Annotated in this window: 15 protein-coding genes; 13 read left to right on the top strand and 2 right to left on the bottom strand. The window is 54.9% G+C overall.

The features are described 5' to 3' along the window. Positions 1-2 precede the first annotated feature (2 nt). Both leuA and leuL read right to left on the bottom strand, forming a co-directional pair. Positions 3-1,565, bottom strand: coding sequence for a 2-isopropylmalate synthase (gene leuA, locus HZZ01_RS12130; protein ID WP_179897644.1), 1,563 nt, complete (start codon positions 1,563-1,565; stop codon positions 3-5). An 89-nt stretch (positions 1,566-1,654) separates the two neighbouring features. Further along, positions 1,655-1,738 carry a leu operon leader peptide gene (gene leuL / locus HZZ01_RS21185; protein WP_099257765.1) on the bottom strand — a complete coding sequence of 28 codons (84 nt, stop codon included), beginning with the start codon at positions 1,736-1,738 and terminating at the stop codon, positions 1,655-1,657. 731 nt (positions 1,739-2,469) lie between these two features. On the opposite strand from leuL, the gene ilvI reads away from it, so the two are divergent. The 13 genes from ilvI to murG all read left to right on the top strand — a co-directional run bounded on the left by ilvI (position 2,470) and on the right by murG (position 17,388). Then, positions 2,470-4,194, top strand: coding sequence for an acetolactate synthase 3 large subunit (gene ilvI / locus HZZ01_RS12140; RefSeq protein WP_179897646.1), 1,725 nt, complete (start codon positions 2,470-2,472; stop codon positions 4,192-4,194). 2 nt (positions 4,195-4,196) lie between these two features. Then, a complete protein-coding gene (gene ilvN, locus HZZ01_RS12145) occupies positions 4,197-4,688 on the top strand; it encodes an acetolactate synthase small subunit (RefSeq protein WP_003854770.1) in 492 nt (163 codons plus the stop codon). A gap of 196 nt (positions 4,689-4,884) precedes the next feature. Next, entirely contained in the window at positions 4,885-5,895 is a 1,011-nt protein-coding gene (cra, locus tag HZZ01_RS12150) for a catabolite repressor/activator (RefSeq protein WP_179897648.1), read from the top strand. Positions 5,896-6,389: 494 nt separating this feature from the next. Beyond that, positions 6,390-6,848: a division/cell wall cluster transcriptional repressor MraZ gene (mraZ, locus tag HZZ01_RS12155; protein WP_009092149.1), complete on the top strand. Its 459-nt coding sequence runs from the start codon at positions 6,390-6,392 to the stop codon at positions 6,846-6,848. Positions 6,849-6,850: 2 nt separating this feature from the next. Continuing rightward, on the top strand, positions 6,851-7,792 hold the full coding sequence (rsmH, locus tag HZZ01_RS12160) for a 16S rRNA (cytosine(1402)-N(4))-methyltransferase RsmH (protein WP_179897650.1): 942 nt from the start codon (positions 6,851-6,853) through the stop codon (positions 7,790-7,792). Then, positions 7,789-8,109 (top strand): cell division protein FtsL, encoded by a 321-nt coding sequence (ftsL, locus tag HZZ01_RS12165; protein ID WP_003854764.1) that lies wholly within the window; start codon positions 7,789-7,791, stop codon positions 8,107-8,109. The genes rsmH and ftsL overlap by 4 nt, the downstream gene beginning before the upstream one ends. Positions 8,110-8,125: 16 nt before the next feature. Next, positions 8,126-9,895, top strand: a complete 1,770-nt coding sequence (locus tag HZZ01_RS12170; protein WP_179897652.1) for a peptidoglycan glycosyltransferase FtsI — start codon at positions 8,126-8,128, stop codon at positions 9,893-9,895. Beyond that, positions 9,882-11,369: a UDP-N-acetylmuramoyl-L-alanyl-D-glutamate--2,6-diaminopimelate ligase gene (murE, locus tag HZZ01_RS12175; RefSeq protein ID WP_179897654.1), complete on the top strand. Its 1,488-nt coding sequence runs from the start codon at positions 9,882-9,884 to the stop codon at positions 11,367-11,369. The genes HZZ01_RS12170 and murE overlap by 14 nt, the downstream gene beginning before the upstream one ends. Next, positions 11,366-12,724 (top strand): UDP-N-acetylmuramoyl-tripeptide--D-alanyl-D-alanine ligase, encoded by a 1,359-nt coding sequence (murF, locus tag HZZ01_RS12180; RefSeq protein ID WP_179897656.1) that lies wholly within the window; start codon positions 11,366-11,368, stop codon positions 12,722-12,724. The genes murE and murF overlap by 4 nt, the downstream gene beginning before the upstream one ends. Next, on the top strand, positions 12,718-13,800 hold the full coding sequence (gene mraY, locus HZZ01_RS12185) for a phospho-N-acetylmuramoyl-pentapeptide-transferase (protein WP_003854755.1): 1,083 nt from the start codon (positions 12,718-12,720) through the stop codon (positions 13,798-13,800). The genes murF and mraY overlap by 7 nt, the downstream gene beginning before the upstream one ends. A gap of 2 nt (positions 13,801-13,802) precedes the next feature. After that, positions 13,803-15,119: a UDP-N-acetylmuramoyl-L-alanine--D-glutamate ligase gene (gene murD, locus HZZ01_RS12190; protein ID WP_179897658.1), complete on the top strand. Its 1,317-nt coding sequence runs from the start codon at positions 13,803-13,805 to the stop codon at positions 15,117-15,119. Beyond that, complete coding sequence (gene ftsW, locus HZZ01_RS12195) at positions 15,119-16,333, top strand: cell division protein FtsW (protein ID WP_179897660.1); 1,215 nt, start codon at positions 15,119-15,121, stop codon at positions 16,331-16,333. Before murD ends, ftsW begins: the two co-directional genes overlap by 1 nt. Then, positions 16,330-17,388 (top strand): undecaprenyldiphospho-muramoylpentapeptide beta-N-acetylglucosaminyltransferase, encoded by a 1,059-nt coding sequence (gene murG / locus HZZ01_RS12200; RefSeq protein ID WP_179897662.1) that lies wholly within the window; start codon positions 16,330-16,332, stop codon positions 17,386-17,388. The genes ftsW and murG overlap by 4 nt, the downstream gene beginning before the upstream one ends. Positions 17,389-17,428 lie beyond the last annotated feature (40 nt).

The following is a 17,428-nucleotide window of genomic DNA, read 5'->3' on the forward strand; positions in this document are numbered from 1 at the left end:
GGTTATACGGTTTCCTTCTGGTCTTTAAATTTGCGCTGCAATTCTTGTTCAACCTGACGGGCACGCCAGATATTGTTCAGGGCGTTGACCATCGCTTTAGCGGAGGACTCCACAATATCGGTCGCCAGACCAATGCCGTGGAATTTGCGACCGTTGTAGCTTACGACGATATCGACCTGACCCAGCGCGTTCTCGCCGTGGCCTTTCGCGGTCAGTTTGTAGTTAACCAGCTCAGCGTCAAACTGGGTGATGCGGTTAATCGCCTGGTAAACTGCGTCAACCGGGCCATTACCGGTGGCTGCATCAGATTTGGCGATATCGCCGCAGCCCAGATTAACCGAGGCGGTGGCCGTCATGCTGGAACCGGTCTGGACATTAAATTCGTGCAGCTGGAAATGCTCAGGTTCTTCATTCTGTTTGTTGATGAAGGCCAGTGCTTCCAGGTCGTAATCGAACACCTGACCTTTTTTGTCGGCCAGCTTCAGGAAGGCGTCATACAGCGTATCCAGATTGTAATCCTGTTCGGCATAGCCCATCTCTTCCATACGATGTTTTACCGCCGCACGGCCTGAACGTGAAGTCAGGTTCAGCTGAATTTTGTGTAAACCGATTGATTCAGGCGTCAGGATTTCATAATTCTCGCGGTTCTTCAGCACGCCATCCTGATGGATACCGGAGGAGTGGGCGAAAGCATTGGAGCCGACCACTGCTTTATTCGCTGGGATTGGCATGTTGCAGATCTGGCTGACCATCTGGCTGGTACGGTAAATTTCCTGATGATTGATATTGGTGTGGACGTTCATGATCTGCTGTCGGGTTTTAATCGCCATGATCACCTCTTCCAGCGCACAGTTACCGGCACGTTCACCCAAGCCATTCATCGTGCCTTCAACCTGACGCGCGCCTGCCTGGACGGCAGCCAGGGCATTACCGGTCGCCATACCCAGGTCATCGTGGGTATGCACAGAGATAATCGCTTTATCGATGTTGGGAACGCGGTTCATCAGTTCACTGATGATGTGAGCATATTCGCCTGGCAGGGTGTAGCCAACGGTATCCGGGATGTTGATGGTGGTCGCACCGGCATTAATCGTCGCTTCTACCATCCGGCACAGGTCATCAATCGGGGTACGGCCGCCATCTTCGCAGGAGAACTCAACGTCACTGGTGTAGTTACGCGCACGCTTCACCATCTGCACCGCACGCTCAATCACTTCTGGCAGCGTGCTGCGCAGTTTGGTCGCGATGTGCATTGGGGAGGTGGCGATAAAGGTATGAATGCGGAAGGCTTCGGCAACGCGCAGTGATTCATATGCTGCGTCGATATCTTTTTCTACACAGCGCGCCAGTCCGCAGACACGGCTGTTTTTGATGGTCCGCGCAATGGTCTGTACAGACTCAAAGTCGCCCGGTGAGGAGACCGGAAAACCAACTTCCATTACATCCACGCCCATGCGCTCCAGCGCTAACGCAATCTGCAATTTTTCTTTCACACTCAGGCTGGCCTGTAATGCCTGCTCACCGTCGCGCAGAGTGGTATCGAAAATAATGACTTGCTGGCTCATCGTATTCATCCTTATGCTTTTTCTGGCCTGGCAACGAGCATAAAAAAACCCGCGACAGGCGCGGGTTTTTAACTTTCAGCAGGTTTGAATCAGTGTTTGATTCCGCCCACAAGTCTACCGCGCAAGCTGAGTGCGTTTAGTAGTAGACCGAGAAGGCGAACAGAACGAAACATGGATTCAAACCTTATAAAATTGTTGTGCTGTACATATTGGTACTGGAATCACTCAGGGATGTCAACCTTCAATGCAGGGGTATTCTCTGGGGCGCCAGAGGAAGATATTCTGTTATTCATCGGTCAGGCAGCGTAATAAGCAGCATGGTCTTGCTGCGGTCGCAATCAGCACCCCTGAATGCATGCCTGGAGACGTACTTTTTAGTGTATTTAATTGATATTTATGAATTTTATTGAATTTATACTTTGCGCTATCACAACATTTATCACCTGTTAGTTAGCATAATCCAATGCGCTTTAGAGGTTTACTGGTTAATTACGCCAGAAAAGAAAAGTGTCAGGCGATTGTAGGCTATTGCAGTCGGTAATAAGTTTTCGTTATTTCTTAGATCACGCTGAAAATAATTTCTTACCCAGCATTTTCCTCTGCGGTTCTGCCGCGTAATTAGTTTAATCCGCGCAGTCAATTCTTATCGGGCAGAGCCTTTACGTCCCTGCCTTTTAATTTACGCGGGTTTGCGGTTTGCCTGCCCGGTTAACAGCGGTTATGGTAATCGACCTACTCTCAGAAAAATAAACTCAACAGATTTCTCTGTAACCGGACAGCGGCAGATGTTTCCGCTGTCGTGCATAAACATAAGTTTTTGATTGGCAAAGCAGGCACCAGGGCAACGTGATACGCACAAACGGGCGTAATTACAGAGTCGGGTCCTCAAGCCTGGAGGCAGAAGATGGAGATGTTGTCAGGAGCCGAGATGGTCGTCCGTTCGTTAATCGATCAGGGCGTTAAGCAGGTATTCGGTTATCCGGGTGGCGCAGTCTTAGATATCTATGATGCGCTGCAAACCGTCGGGGGTATCGATCATATTCTGGTGCGTCATGAGCAGGGCGCAGTGCATATGGCTGACGGCCTGGCGCGCGCCACTGGCGAAGTCGGCGTGGTGCTGGTCACCTCAGGACCGGGTGCAACGAATGCGATTACCGGTATCGCCACCGCCTATATGGACTCGATTCCGCTGGTGATTCTGTCGGGTCAGGTTCCCTCGTCCCTGATTGGCTATGACGCCTTTCAGGAGTGCGACATGGTCGGCATCTCTCGTCCGGTGGTGAAGCATAGCTTCCTGGTGAAAAACACCGAAGAGATTCCAACCGTGTTGAAAAAGGCTTTCTGGCTGGCTTCCACCGGCCGTCCGGGACCGGTGGTGATCGATCTGCCAAAAGATATTCTCAACCCGGCCAACAAACTGCCTTATCACTGGCCGGAGTCAGTGAGCATGCGCTCCTACAACCCGACCATTCAGGGCCATAAAGGGCAGATTAAACGCGCGCTGACCACATTGCTGGCTGCGAAGAAGCCGGTGATCTACGCGGGTGGCGGTGCCATTACCGCAGGCTGCGAAGCGGAACTGTTACAGCTGGCAGAAAGCCTGAATATTCCGGTGACGACCTCGCTGATGGGACTGGGCGCGTTCCCTGGCACCCATCGTCAGTGCGTTGGCATGCTGGGTATGCACGGCACCTATGAAGCCAATATGACGATGCACAACACCGACCTGATTTTTGGTATCGGTGTTCGCTTTGATGACCGTACCACCAACAATCTGGCGAAATATTGTCCTGACGCCACGGTGATGCACATCGATATCGACCCGACCTCTATCTCCAAGACGGTGTCGGCGGATATCCCGATTGTGGGTGATGCAAAACAGGTGCTGCAGCAAATGCTGGAGTTGCTGGCGCAAAGCGACACCCCATCGCGCGTGGAGAGCCTGCACGACTGGTGGCAGGCAATTGAGGGCTGGCGCGGTCGTCACTGCCTGGAGTTTGATCGCACCAGCGACAAAATTAAACCGCAGGCCGTGATTGAAACCATCAGCCGTCTGACCAAAGGCGATGCCTATGTCACGTCAGATGTGGGTCAGCACCAGATGTTTGCTGCGCTCTATTATCCTTTCGACAAACCGCGCCGCTGGATCAACTCTGGCGGTCTGGGCACCATGGGCTTTGGCCTGCCTGCTGCGCTGGGCGTGAAGATGGCGCTCCCGGAAGAAACCGTGATCTGCGTAACGGGCGATGGCAGTATCCAGATGAACATTCAGGAGCTTTCCACCGCGCTGCAGTACGACCTGCCGGTGCTGGTGCTGAACCTGAATAACCGGGTGCTGGGCATGGTGAAACAGTGGCAGGATATGATTTATTCTGGCCGTCACTCCCAGTCTTATATGGAGTCGCTGCCTGACTTCGTGCGTCTGGCGGAAGCCTATGGTCACGTCGGGATCGCGATTGAGCATCCGGCTGAACTGGAAGAGAAGCTGACGCTGGCGCTGGAAACGCTGGCGAAGGGGCGTCTGGTCTTTGTGGATGTTACCGTTGACGGTAGCGAGCATGTTTACCCGATGCAGATTCGCGGTGGCAGCATGGATGAGATGTGGTTGAGCAAAACGGAGAGGACATAATTATGCGTCGTATTTTATCAGTTCTGCTGGAGAACGAATCCGGCGCATTATCCCGTGTCGTCGGCCTGTTCTCACAGCGCGGCTACAACATTGAAAGCCTCACCGTGGCACCGACGGACGATCCGACGCTGTCGCGGATGACCATTCAGACGGTGGGCGATCAGAAGGTGCTGGAGCAGATTGAAAAGCAACTGCACAAGCTGGTGGATGTGCTGCGCGTCACCGAGCTGGGGCAGGGCGCCTACGTTGAACGCGAAATCATGCTGGTGAAGATTCAGGCCAGTGGTTATGGTCGCGAAGAGGTGAAGCGTAACGCCGAGATCTTCCGTGGTCAGATCATCGATGTGACTCCGACGCTGTACACGGTTCAGCTGGCAGGCACCAGCGACAAACTGGATGCCTTCCTGAGCACTGTCCGCGATGTTGCCGAAATTGTTGAAGTGGCGCGTTCCGGTATCGTGGGCGTTTCACGCGGCGATCGCATCATGCGTTAATCACGCTGTGGCATCATAAATCCTCACCTAACCCGGCGAAATGCCGGGTTTTTTTATTTTTTATGCGCCAGGCGGGTTACATTCAGAAAAGCGGTTGCTCCGCGCACTTTTCTGCTGTTAGATGATAGACATGAGTTATCCATAGCTTAACTGCGGCTATTTCTGCCGTAAAAGCGGATTTGATGGTGGGGTTATCGTGAAACTGGATGAAATTGCGCGTTTGGCAGGCGTGTCGCGCACCACGGCCAGTTATGTGATCAACGGAAAAGCGCGGCAGTATCGTGTCAGCGACAAAACCGTTGAAAAAGTCATGGCTGTGGTTCGTGAGCATAATTATCACCCTAATGCGGTGGCTGCCGGGCTGCGTGCCGGGCGTACACGCTCAATTGGGTTAGTGATCCCGGATCTGGAAAATACCAGTTATACCCGTATTGCAAACTATCTTGAGCGACAGGCGCGTCAGCGTGGCTATCAGCTGCTGATCGCCTGTTCTGAAGACCAGCCCGATAACGAGATGCGCTGCATTGAACATCTGTTGCAGCGGCAGGTCGATGCAATCATCGTTTCCACCTCGCTGCCACCCGAGCATCCTTTCTATCAGCGCTGGATCAACGATCCTCTGCCAATTATTGCATTAGACCGCGCGCTGGATCGTGAGCATTTCACCAGCGTAGTGGGTGCCGATCAGGACGATGCGCAGACGCTGGCCGCTGAACTGCGTCAGCTTGAAGTTAAAAACGTGTTGTTCCTCGGTGCGTTACCTGAGTTGTCAGTAAGTTTTCTGCGCGAGATGGGATTCCGCGATGCATGGAAAGACGATCCCCGTCCGATTGACTATATCTACTGCAATAGTTTCGAACGTACTGCCGCCGCAGCACTCTTTGAAAAGTACCTTGAAGAGCACCCGATGCCCGAGGCACTGTTTACCACCTCATTTGGTCTGCTGCAGGGTGTGATGGATGTGACGCTGAAACGAGACGGCCGTCTGCCGACCGAGCTGGCGATTGCCACTTTTGGCGACCATGAATTACTGGACTTTCTTGAGTGTCCGGTTCTGGCGGTTGGTCAGCGTCATCGTGACGTGGCCGAGCGCGTGCTGGAATTAGTTTTAGCCTCGCTGGACGAACCCAGAAAACCGAAACCGGGATTAACCCGCATCCGCCGTAATTTATACCGTCGCGGGCAATTAAGCCGACGCGTTAAATGATTAACGGGCAGTATTACACTGCCCAGTCATTTTATTTCGCAATTTAACTGATTAAATAAACAGGTCGACGTAAAAAAGCGTAAATTCTGCTCATCAAATCTAACAAAGCAGAAAGGCTTATTTTTATTATCTGCTTACAACTTCAACAAACTTCCTTTCCCGTCTGGCCTGAAGCCGCTGGGCTTCCTTTCGGAAATCCCCTAAAATGCCGCCGCTGTCTCAGAAACCAGGATAAATATTTAGCCCTTTACATTGTTTCATTTTTAGTCGTTTTTCCACGGGCTGTTTTTTTTATTCAGGTATTCATTGGTTTAATTTTTACTTCCCTCTTTTATTCGATTATATCGTCGCCAGACTTTAATTCTGCGCCTTGTAAAGAGTGATATTCAACTACCGCTCCGGCTTGACAAGGATTTCATGGGATCCTTAAACTCGTTTCGTGGTAAAAAGTGGGATAAAGTGGCGCAAATGGGTAATGAGGAGAAGAGACTGGCATGTTCCGCGGAGCAACGTTAGTCAATCTCGACAGCAAAGGGCGACTCGCCGTACCCACGCGATATCGCGATTTGCTGATTGGGGAGTCTCAGGGGCAGATGGTCTGTACCATCGACCTCCACCAGCCATGCCTGTTGCTTTATACCCTGCCCGAATGGGAAATCATTGAAAAAAAGCTGGCACGCCTTTCCAGTATGAATCCACTTGAGCGCCGCGTGCAGCGTTTGCTGTTGGGGCATGCCAGTGAATGTCAGATGGACAATGCAGGCCGCCTGCTGCTGGCAAATACGCTTCGGCAGCACGCAAAATTAACCAAAGAAGTGATGCTGGTTGGACAGTTCAATAAGTTTGAGCTGTGGGATGAACAGACCTGGTATCAACAAGTCAGGGACGATATTGACGCAGAACAGTCGGCTCAGGAACCTTTATCTGAGCGGTTGCAGGACTTGTCGCTATAGCTATGCAGGAAAATTTCAAACATACCACCGTGCTGTTGGATGAGGCGGTTAACGGCCTCAATATCAGGGAAGACGGTATTTACATCGACGGCACATTTGGTCGTGGTGGCCATTCACGCCTGATTCTTTCGCAACTGGGAGAGAAGGGAAAACTGATCGCCATCGATCGTGATCCGCAAGCTATCGCTGCTGCTGGTGAGATTACCGACCCGCGTTTTTCAATTATTCATGGCCCTTTTTCCGCGCTGGCAGAGTATGTCTCTGAACGGGAATTAGTCGGAAAAATTGACGGCATTTTACTCGACCTGGGAGTTTCATCGCCGCAGCTGGATGACGCCGAACGTGGCTTCTCCTTTATGCGTGACGGACCACTGGATATGCGTATGGACCCTTCACGGGGTCACTCCGCCGCAGAATGGTTACTGCACGCAGAAGAGGCGGATATCGCTTTCGTCCTGAAGACCTACGGTGAAGAGCGTTTCGCTAAGCGTATTGCCCGGGCCATTGTTGAGCGCAACCGCGAGCAGCCCATGACCCGCACCCGTGAACTGGCTGAAGTTATCTCCATCGCCATGCCGGTGAAAGATAAGTTTAAGCATCCGGCCACGCGCAGCTTCCAGGCGATTCGTATCTGGATTAACAGCGAGCTGGAAGAGATCGACATTGCACTGAAAGGGGCTGTTGAAGTACTGGCCCCGCAGGGGCGTCTCTCTGTTATCAGCTTCCATTCACTGGAAGATCGGCTGGTGAAGCGCTTTATGCGCGATCAGAGCCGCGGGCCGCAGGTGCCGCCTGGGATTCCCATGACTGAACATCAGCTGCGCGCCCTGGGCGGACGTGAACTGAAGTTGCTTGGCAAAATGTCGCCGGGTGATGCTGAAGTCTCTGAAAACCCACGCGCGCGCAGCTCGGTATTACGTATCGCGGAGAAAACCGACGAATGATCGGTAATGAGCGTCACAGCCTGCCTGCCGTCATCGGCGGGGATCTGCTGAGAAAAGGCAAGATTCCGGTGCTGTTGCTGATCGCGGTGGTGGTGTCTGCCGTGCTGGTGGTGACTACCACCCATAAAACACGATTGTTAACCGCGCAGCGCGAACAACTGGTGCTGGAGCGTGACGCGCTGGATATCGAGTGGCGCAACCTGATTCTGGAAGAGAATGCGTTGGGCGACCACAGCCGTGTTGAACGCATCGCCACCGAGAAGCTGCAGCTGCAGCACGTTGATCCTTCACAAGAAAATATCGTGGTGCAGAAATAAGGACCTCAGTTAGCGAATGAGCGGCACAGGCAGAACGCTGAAGTTGAAGAAACCGGAAGATAAAGCCAGCTTTGTAAGCTGGCGTTTTGCGTTGCTGTGCGGCTGTATTTTACTGGCGCTGGGTGGATTGCTTTCACGTGTTGCCTGGCTGCAGGTAATCAATCCTGGCAAGCTGGTCAAAGAGGGCGATTTACGCTCGCTGCGTGTTCAGGCAGTGCCGACCTCGCGCGGGATGATCAGCGATCGCGCCGGACGTCCACTGGCAGTCAGTGTACCGGTTAATGCCATCTGGGCTGATCCTAAAGAGCTGCACGCCGGTGGCGGCGTCACGCTGGACAGCCGCTGGAAGGCACTGTCCGATGCACTCTCTATTCCCCTTGATCAGCTGGCCGCGCGCGTGAATGCCAATCCTAAAGGCCGCTTTGTCTATCTGGCACGTCAGGTCAATCCGGCCATCGGCGAATACGTCAAAAAACTCAAACTTCCTGGTATTCATCTGCGCGAAGAGTCGCGCCGTTACTATCCTGCCGGGCAGGTTACCTCCCATCTGATTGGTTTTACCAACATCGACGGGCAGGGCATCGAAGGTATAGAGAAAAGCTTTGATAAATGGCTGACCGGCGCGCCAGGCGAGCGTACGGTGCGTAAAGATCGCTACGGTCGCGTCATCGAAGATATCTCCTCTGTGGACAGCCGCGCCGCCCATAACCTGACCCTAAGCATTGATGAGCGGCTACAGGCCCTGGTCTACCGTGAACTGAATAACGCCGTAGCCTTTAACAAAGCGGAATCGGGTACGGCGGTGCTGGTGGATGTCAATACCGGTGAAGTGCTGGCAATGGCCAACAGCCCGGCTTACAACCCTAACAATCTGGGTAATACGCCAAAAGATCTGATGCGTAACCGCGCCATTACCGACATTTTCGAGCCTGGCTCGACTGTGAAACCGATGGTGGTGATGGCGGCGCTGCAGCGCGGCGTGGTCAAAGAAAACAGCGTTCTGAATACCGTGCCGTACCGCGTCAATGGTCATGAGATCAAAGATGTGGCGCGCTACAACGAATTGACCCTGACAGGGGTTTTACAGAAGTCGAGTAACGTCGGTGTTTCACGTCTGGCGTTAGCGATGCCCTCCTCAGCGTTGGTAGAAACTTACGCGCGCTTTGGACTGGGTAAACCGACCAATTTGGGGCTGGTCGGGGAAAGCAGTGGCTTATACCCTAAAAAACAACGGTGGTCTGACATAGAGAGGGCCACCTTCTCTTTCGGCTACGGGCTAATGGTAACGCCGTTACAGTTAGCGCGAGTCTACGCAACAATTGGCAGCTATGGCATTAATCGCCCACTGTCGATTACCAAAGTGGATCCGCCCGTCGCGGGACAACGCGTTTTCGATGAGTCACTGGTGAAAACCGTGATGCACATGATGGAAAGCGTGGCGCTGCCCGGTGGCGGTGGTGTCAAAGCGGCCATCAAGGGTTATCGCATTGCGATAAAAACCGGTACGGCGAAAAAAGTCGGGCCGGATGGACGCTACGTCAACAAATATATTGCCTACACCGCAGGCGTTGCGCCTGCCAGTCATCCCCGATTCGCGCTGGTGGTGGTGATCAACGATCCCCAGGCTGGCAAGTATTACGGCGGTGCGGTTTCTGCACCGGTGTTTGGTGCCATCATGGGTGGCGTACTGCGTACCATGAACATCGAGCCCGACGCTTTACCGACGACCAATGACAAGAATGAGTTGGTGACTAACAGAAGTGAGGAATCTAGTGACAGATCGTAACCTGCGCGACTTACTCGGCCCCTGGGTGCCAGGTGCGCCGGCGCGCCCACTACGCGACATGACCCTGGATAGCCGCATTGCGGCTTCTGGCGATCTGTTTGTTGCGGTTGCGGGCCATCAGGTCGATGGACGCCGTTTCATTCCGCAGGCTATTGCGCAGGGCGTCGCCGCCGTGGTGGCTGAAGCTGAGGGCGAAGCGGCCGACGGCGAAATCCGTGAAATGCACGGCGTACCGGTTATTTATCTGGCGCAGTTGAATCAGCGTCTTTCGGCCTTAGCAGGCCGGTTTTACCAGCAACCGGGCGAGAAGCAGACGCTGATTGGCGTCACCGGCACCAACGGTAAAACCACCACGACCCAGTTGCTGGCGCAGTGGGCGACGCTGCTGGGTGAAACCAGCGCGGTAATGGGCACCGTTGGCAATGGGCTGGTGGGGCACTTATCCGCTGCAGAAAATACCACCGGTTCAGCGGTTGATGTTCAGCATCTGCTGAACGATCTTGCGGAAAAAGGGGCGACCCTGACCGCAATGGAAGTCTCGTCACATGGCCTGGTTCAGCATCGCGTCGCGTCGCTGCCGTTTGCCGCAGCGGTCTTCACCAATCTCAGCCGCGATCACCTCGATTATCACGGTGATATGCAGCGCTATGAGTCAGCCAAATGGCTGCTGTTTTCTGAGCATCAGGTCGGGCAGGCAATTCTTAACGCTGATGACGACGTTGGCCGTCGCTGGCTGGCCCGCTTACCGGATGCTGTTGCCGTCACCATGGAGGATAACCTTCAGCCGGGCTGCCATGGCCGCTGGCTGAAAGCCGATGCGGTGGACTATCACGATAACGGCGCGCACATCTGTTTCAGCTCCAGCTGGGGCAACGGCGAAATCGACAGCCCGCTTATGGGCGCCTTCAACGTCAGCAATCTGATGCTGGCGCTGGCAACACTGCTGTCACTGGATTATCCACTGGCGATGCTCATCCGCGTTGCACCGCAGTTGCAGCCGGTCAATGGGCGTATGGAAGTGTTCAGCGCCGCAGGAAAACCAACGGTCGTGGTGGATTATGCCCACACGCCGGATGCACTGGAAAAAGCGCTCGAAGCGGCACGCCTGCACTGCAAAGGCAAACTGTGGTGCCTGTTCGGCTGCGGCGGCGACCGTGACAAAGGCAAGCGTCCCTTAATGGGGGCGATTGCTGAGCAGTATGCGGATGTGGTGGTGATTACAGATGACAATCCGCGCAGCGAAGACCCGCAGGCGATTGTAAAAGATATTCTGACCGGTCTGCTGGATCCAGGCCGAGCCCGCGTGGTGGCTGGTCGTGCGCAAGCGGTCACTAACACCATCATGCAGGCGCAGCCCGACGATATCGTGCTGGTGGCCGGTAAAGGTCACGAAGATTATCAGATTATTGGCAACCGTCGTCTCGACTATTCCGATCGTGCCACGGTTGCGGCACTGATGGGAGGCGCAGCATGATTCCGGTTTCATTAAAGACTCTGGCGGAGATCACGGGCGGTATGCTGCACGGCAGCGATTTAACCCTGAGTGACGTGACCACCGATACCCGCAAAGTAACGGCGGGCAGTCTGTTTGTCGCGCTGGTGGGCGAACGTTTTGATGCCCATGACTTCGCTGAAGATGCGATTGCCCGTGGTGCGCAGGCGCTGTTGGTCAGTAAGCACTTACCTGTCGCGGTTCCTCAGGTGGTGGTTGAAGATACCCGTATCGCCTTTGGCAGGCTGGGTGGCTGGGTCCGTCAGCAGTCGACCGCCCGCGTCGTAGCGCTGACCGGATCCTCAGGCAAAACCTCAGTGAAAGAGATGACGGCAGCGATTCTGCGTCAGTGCGGCGAAACGCTCTACACCGCAGGTAATCTCAACAACGATTATGGCGTGCCGATGACGCTGCTGCGTCTGACCACAGAACATCAGTATGCGGTTATTGAGCTTGGTGCTAATCATCAGGGTGAAATTGCCTATACCACTGACTTAGTTAAACCGGAAAGTGCGCTGGTGAATAACCTGGCGGCAGCACATCTGGAAGGCTTTGGTTCGCTGGCGGGTGTCGCTAAAGCTAAAGGTGAAATCTTCCAGGGCTTGCCGGCTAACGGCATTGCGATTCTTAACGAAGAGAGCAACGACTGGCCAAACTGGCAGACCACGCTGCAGGATAAAACCGTGTGGCGTTTCTCACCGCAGGCGGAAGAGTGTGATTTCACTGCCCGTGATATTCGCATTGCGCAGGACGGCACCCATTTTGTGATGAAGACACCGCGTGGCGAAGCTGAGATCGTGCTGCCATTACCGGGTCGGCATAACATCGCCAACGCACTGGCCGCAGCGGCACTGGCCCTGTCAGTAGATGCCCCGCTTAGCGCCGTCCAGCAGGGGCTGAAAGACCTGCAATCGGTGCCAGGTCGTCTGTTCCCGGTGCGCCTCTCTGCGCATCAGCTGCTGCTGGATGACAGCTACAACGCTAACGTCGGTTCGATGACCGCCGCCGTCCAGGTCCTGTCGGAGATGCCGGGTTATCAGGTACTGGTCGCGGGGGATATGGCGGAACTGGGCGACGAGACCGAAAGATGTCACCGCGAAATCGGTGAGGCGGCACGTGAAGCAGGCATTGATTGCGTGCTCAGTTGCGGAAAATTCAGCCATCTCATCAGTGAAAGCAGCGAAGTTGGTGAACATTTCAGCGATAAGACAGCGCTGACTGAACGTTTGCGTCAGTTGTTGTCCGAACACTCAGAAATTACCGTCCTGATTAAAGGCTCACGTAGTGCCGCCATGGAGCAGGTAGTACTGAGCTTAAAGGAGAAAGGAACATGTTAGTTTGGCTGGCCGAGCATCTGGTCGCTTTTTATTCAGGCTTCAACGTCTTTTCCTATCTGACGTTTCGCGCCATTGTCAGCCTGCTGACTGCACTATTTATCTCTCTCTGGATGGGGCCGCGTCTGATCGCGTGGCTGCAGAAATTACAGATTGGCCAGGTTGTCCGTAACGATGGCCCGGAATCGCATTTCAGTAAGCGCGGGACGCCGACGATGGGCGGCATCATGATCCTGACCTCCATCACTATCTCGGTACTGATGTGGGCGTATCCGTCGAATCCGTATGTCTGGTGTGTGCTGTTCGTGTTAATCGGTTTTGGCATCATCGGCTTTGTCGATGACTACCGCAAAGTGGTGCGTAAAGATACCAAAGGGCTGATCGCCCGCTGGAAATATTTCTGGATGTCGGTGATCTCGCTGGGTGTCGCGTTCGGGCTTTATGCCGCAGGCAAAGATACCCCCGCGACCCAACTGGTCGTGCCCTTTTTCAAAGACATCATGCCGCAGTTAGGTCTGTTTTATGTGCTGCTGGCCTACTTTGTGATTGTTGGAACGGGTAACGCGGTCAACCTGACTGATGGTCTGGATGGCCTGGCGATTATGCCAACCGTCTTTGTTGCCGCGGGCTTTGCGCTGGTCGCCTGGGCAACCGGTAACGTGAAATTTGCAGAATATCTTCACATTCCTTATCTGCGTCACGCCGGTGAGCTGGTGATTGTCTGTACCGCCATCGTCGGGGCAGGGCTGGGTTTCCTGTGGTTCAACACCTATCCGGCTCAGGTCTTTATGGGCGATGTCGGCTCACTGGCGTTGGGCGGCGCATTGGGCACCATCGCGGTGTTACTGCGTCAGGAATTTTTACTGGTGATCATGGGCGGTGTGTTTGTGGTTGAAACGCTGTCAGTGATCCTGCAGGTGGGATCGTTTAAGTTGCGCGGCCAGCGTATTTTCCGCATGGCGCCGATCCATCACCATTATGAACTCAAGGGCTGGCCGGAACCGCGCGTCATTGTGCGCTTCTGGATTATTTCGCTAATGCTGGTGCTGATTGGCCTGGCCACGCTGAAGGTGCGTTAATCATGGCTGACTATCGGGGTAGAAAAGTGGTCATCATTGGGCTGGGCCTTACCGGGCTCTCCTGTGTTGATTTCTTTTTAGCGCAGGGCGTAACGCCTCGCGTAATGGATACCCGTGTCTCGCCGCCGGGGCTGGATAAGCTGCCCGGGCAGGTTGAACGCCACCTGGGCGGCATCAACGGCGACTGGCTGCTGGCGGCCGATCTGATTGTTGCCAGCCCTGGCGTCGCACTGGCGCATCCGATTCTTAGCGAAGCCGTTGAAGCCGGAATTGAAATTGTCGGTGACATTGAGCTGTTCTGCCGCGAGGCGCAGGCACCTATCGTGGCGATCACCGGCTCCAACGGTAAAAGCACCGTCACCACGCTGGTGGGTGAGATGGCGAAAGCTGCAGGCTGGCAGGTGGGTGTCGGCGGCAATATTGGTCTGCCCGCGCTGAGTCTGCTGCAATCACCGGCGCAACTTTATGTACTGGAGCTTTCCAGTTTCCAGCTTGAGACGACGCACAGTCTGAAAGCGGCTGCGGCAACCGTGCTTAACGTCAGCGAAGATCACATGGATCGTTATCCACTCGGTATGCAGCAGTATCGTGCCGCCAAGCTGCGGGTCTATGAGAATGCGCAGATCTGCATCGTTAACGCCGATGACGCGCTGACGATGCCGGTACGCGGCGCAGATACCCGCTGTGTCAGCTTTGGTGTCGATTTCGGTGACTACCATCTCAACAAGCAGCAGGGCAGTATCTGGCTGCGGGTGAAGGGCGAGAAAGTGCTGAACACCGCTGAAATGAAGATGGTGGGACAGCATAACTATACCAACGCGCTGGCGGCGCTGGCGCTGGCCGATGCGGTCGGTCTGCCACGTGCCTCAAGCCTGGCAGCTTTAACGCACTTTAACGGTCTGGCGCATCGCTTCCAGCTGGTCCATGAGCATCAGGGCGTACGCTGGATCAATGACTCCAAAGCCACCAACGTCGGCAGCACTGAAGCGGCGCTGAATGGCCTGCAGGTTCAGGGAACACTGTGGCTGCTGATGGGCGGTGATGGTAAGTCAGCCGATTTTACGCCACTGATCCCCTGGTTGCAGGGTGACAATGTGCGTCTGTATTGCTTTGGCCGCGATGGCGATGAACTGGCCGCGCTGCGTCCTGACATCGCCGTGCGCACGGAAACCATGCGACAGGCGATGGAGCAGATCGCGCCGCAGGTTAAAGCAGGCGATATGGTTCTGCTGTCGCCGGCCTGCGCCAGCCTTGACCAGTTCCGTAACTTTGAGCAGCGCGGTGAGCAGTTCGCGCAACTGGCGAAGGAGCTGAGCTGATGCATATTCCTGGTGCCGGACTGGCGGGATATTTCTCAGGACGCCTGAAGGATTGGGTCATGGGCGCACGCGAAAGTGATGACTCTTCGCTGGTGCTTTATGACCGCACATTGCTATGGCTCACGCTGGGCCTGGCGGTGATTGGTTTTGTGATGGTGACGTCGGCGTCAATGCCGGTGGGTCAGCGTCTGAATGACGATCTCTTCTACTTCGCCAAGCGTGATGCCTTCTACATCGTGCTGGCTCTGGGTATGGCGCTGGTCACGCTACGGGTTCCAATGGATTTCTGGCAGCGCTACAGCAACGTGATGCTGATGGTCACGGTGGCGATGCTGCTGATTGTTCTGGTGGTGGGTAGCTCGGTAAACGGTGCATCGCGCTGGATTGCACTGGGTCCACTGCGTATCCAGCCTGCGGAGTTGTCAAAACTTTCCCTGTTCTGCTACCTCGCCAGCTACCTGGTGCGCAAAGTTGAAGAGGTGCGTAACAACTTCTGGGGCTTCTGTAAGCCGATGGGCGTGATGGTCGTGCTGGCCGTGTTACTGCTGGCGCAGCCGGATCTCGGTACGGTAGTTGTGCTGTTCGTAACGACGCTGGCGATGCTGTTCCTGGCGGGCGCCAAGCTGTGGCAGTTCATGGCCATCATCGGCTCCGGTATCTTTGCGGTGATTCTGCTGATCATTGCAGAACCCTACCGTATGCGCCGTGTGACGTCGTTCTGGAACCCGTGGGAAGATCCCTTTGGTAGCGGCTACCAGCTAACCCAGTCACTGATGGCATTTGGCCGCGGTGAATTCTGGGGGCAGGGGCTCGGTAACTCCGTGCAAAAGCTGGAATATCTGCCGGAAGCGCATACCGACTTTATTTTCGCCATCATCGGGGAAGAACTCGGCTACGTCGGTGTGGTAATGGCACTTTTAATGGTATTCTTCGTCGCTTTTCGTGCGATGTCGATTGGCCGTCGTGCTCTGGAACTGGATCAGCGTTTTTCCGGCTTTTTAGCCTGTTCGATTGGTGTCTGGTTCAGTTTCCAGGCGCTGGTTAACGTCGGGGCTGCCGCCGGTATGTTACCGACCAAAGGTCTGACCTTACCGCTGATTAGTTACGGTGGGTCGAGTCTGATCATTATGTCGACCGCCATCGTCTTTTTATTACGCATAGATTATGAAACGCGCCTGGCGAAAGCGCAGGCGTTTACCCGAGGTGGTCGATGAGCGGTAAGCGATTGATGGTGATGGCAGGCGGAACCGGTGGACATGTCTTTCCCGGTCTGGCTGTCGCCCATCATCTGATGGAACAGGGCTGGCAGGTTCGCTGGTTAGGCACCGCTGACCGTATGGAAGCCGATCTGGTGCCAAAGCATGGCATCGACATCGACTTTATCCGCATCAGCGGACTACGCGGTAAGGGCATGAAAGCGTTGCTGCTGGCACCGTTGCGCATCTTCAATGCATGGCGTCAGGCGCGTCGCATCATGAAAGCGTGGAAGCCGGATGTCGTGCTGGGCATGGGCGGCTACGTTTCCGGTCCTGGCGGCTTAGCGGCCTGGAGCTGCGGTATTCCGGTTGTGCTGCATGAGCAGAACGGTATTGCCGGTCTGACCAATAAATGGCTGGCGAAAATCGCCACCAAAGTTTTGCAGGCGTTTCCGGGCGCATTTCCTGCCGCCGACGTGGTAGGAAATCCGGTTCGCACTGATGTTCTGGCACTGCCTTTACCCGCGCAACGTCTGGCAGGTCGTCATGGCCCGATTCGGGTGCTGGTGATTGGCGGAAGTCAGGGCGCACGGATACTGAACCAGACGTTACCGCAAATTGCGGCGCTGGTGGGTGATGAGATCACCCTGTGGCATCAGACCGGTAAAGGCGCGTTGCCCGAAACAGAGAAAGCGTATCAGCAGGTTGGTCAGACGCAGCATAAGGTGACCGAATTTATTGATGATATGGCTGCTGCCTACGCCTGGGCTGATGTAGTGGTATGCCGCTCCGGCGCATTAACCGTGAGCGAAGTCGCTGCTGCCGGTTTACCGGCGATTTTCGTGCCGTTTCTGCATAAAGATCGTCAGCAGTACTGGAACGCGCTGCCGCTGGAGAAAGCGGGCGCCGCCAGAATTTTTGAGCAGCCGCAATTTACTGCGGAGGCTGTAGCGGATCAGCTACGCCACTGGGATCGTGCAACATTGCTGACGATGGCTGAACAGGCCCGTCAGGTGGCGATCCCCGATGCGACTGAACGGGTCGCTCAGGAAGTGGCTCGCGCCGCAAAGTAATCATTCCGGTCAGCGCGTCTGACCTGTACCCGGACTGGGT

This window comes from Pantoea sp. WMus005, from assembly GCF_013415305.1.
Classification (GTDB): domain Bacteria; phylum Pseudomonadota; class Gammaproteobacteria; order Enterobacterales; family Enterobacteriaceae; genus Pantoea; species Pantoea rara.

Coding starts and splice junctions, on each gene's coding strand:
- leuL (WP_099257765.1), bottom strand. CDS start 1,738: ATGTTTCGTTCTGTTCGCCTTCTCGGTCTACTACTAAACGCACTCAGC.
- murG (WP_179897662.1), top strand. CDS start 16,330: ATGAGCGGTAAGCGATTGATGGTGATGGCAGGCGGAACCGGTGGACAT.
- rsmH (WP_179897650.1), top strand. CDS start 6,851: ATGCAGGAAAATTTCAAACATACCACCGTGCTGTTGGATGAGGCGGTT.
- ilvN (WP_003854770.1), top strand. CDS start 4,197: ATGCGTCGTATTTTATCAGTTCTGCTGGAGAACGAATCCGGCGCATTA.
- leuA (WP_179897644.1), bottom strand. CDS start 1,565: ATGAGCCAGCAAGTCATTATTTTCGATACCACTCTGCGCGACGGTGAG.
- mraY (WP_003854755.1), top strand. CDS start 12,718: ATGTTAGTTTGGCTGGCCGAGCATCTGGTCGCTTTTTATTCAGGCTTC.
- mraZ (WP_009092149.1), top strand. CDS start 6,390: ATGTTCCGCGGAGCAACGTTAGTCAATCTCGACAGCAAAGGGCGACTC.
- murD (WP_179897658.1), top strand. CDS start 13,803: ATGGCTGACTATCGGGGTAGAAAAGTGGTCATCATTGGGCTGGGCCTT.
- HZZ01_RS12170 (WP_179897652.1), top strand. CDS start 8,126: ATGAGCGGCACAGGCAGAACGCTGAAGTTGAAGAAACCGGAAGATAAA.
- ftsL (WP_003854764.1), top strand. CDS start 7,789: ATGATCGGTAATGAGCGTCACAGCCTGCCTGCCGTCATCGGCGGGGAT.
- murF (WP_179897656.1), top strand. CDS start 11,366: ATGATTCCGGTTTCATTAAAGACTCTGGCGGAGATCACGGGCGGTATG.
- ftsW (WP_179897660.1), top strand. CDS start 15,119: ATGCATATTCCTGGTGCCGGACTGGCGGGATATTTCTCAGGACGCCTG.
- ilvI (WP_179897646.1), top strand. CDS start 2,470: ATGGAGATGTTGTCAGGAGCCGAGATGGTCGTCCGTTCGTTAATCGAT.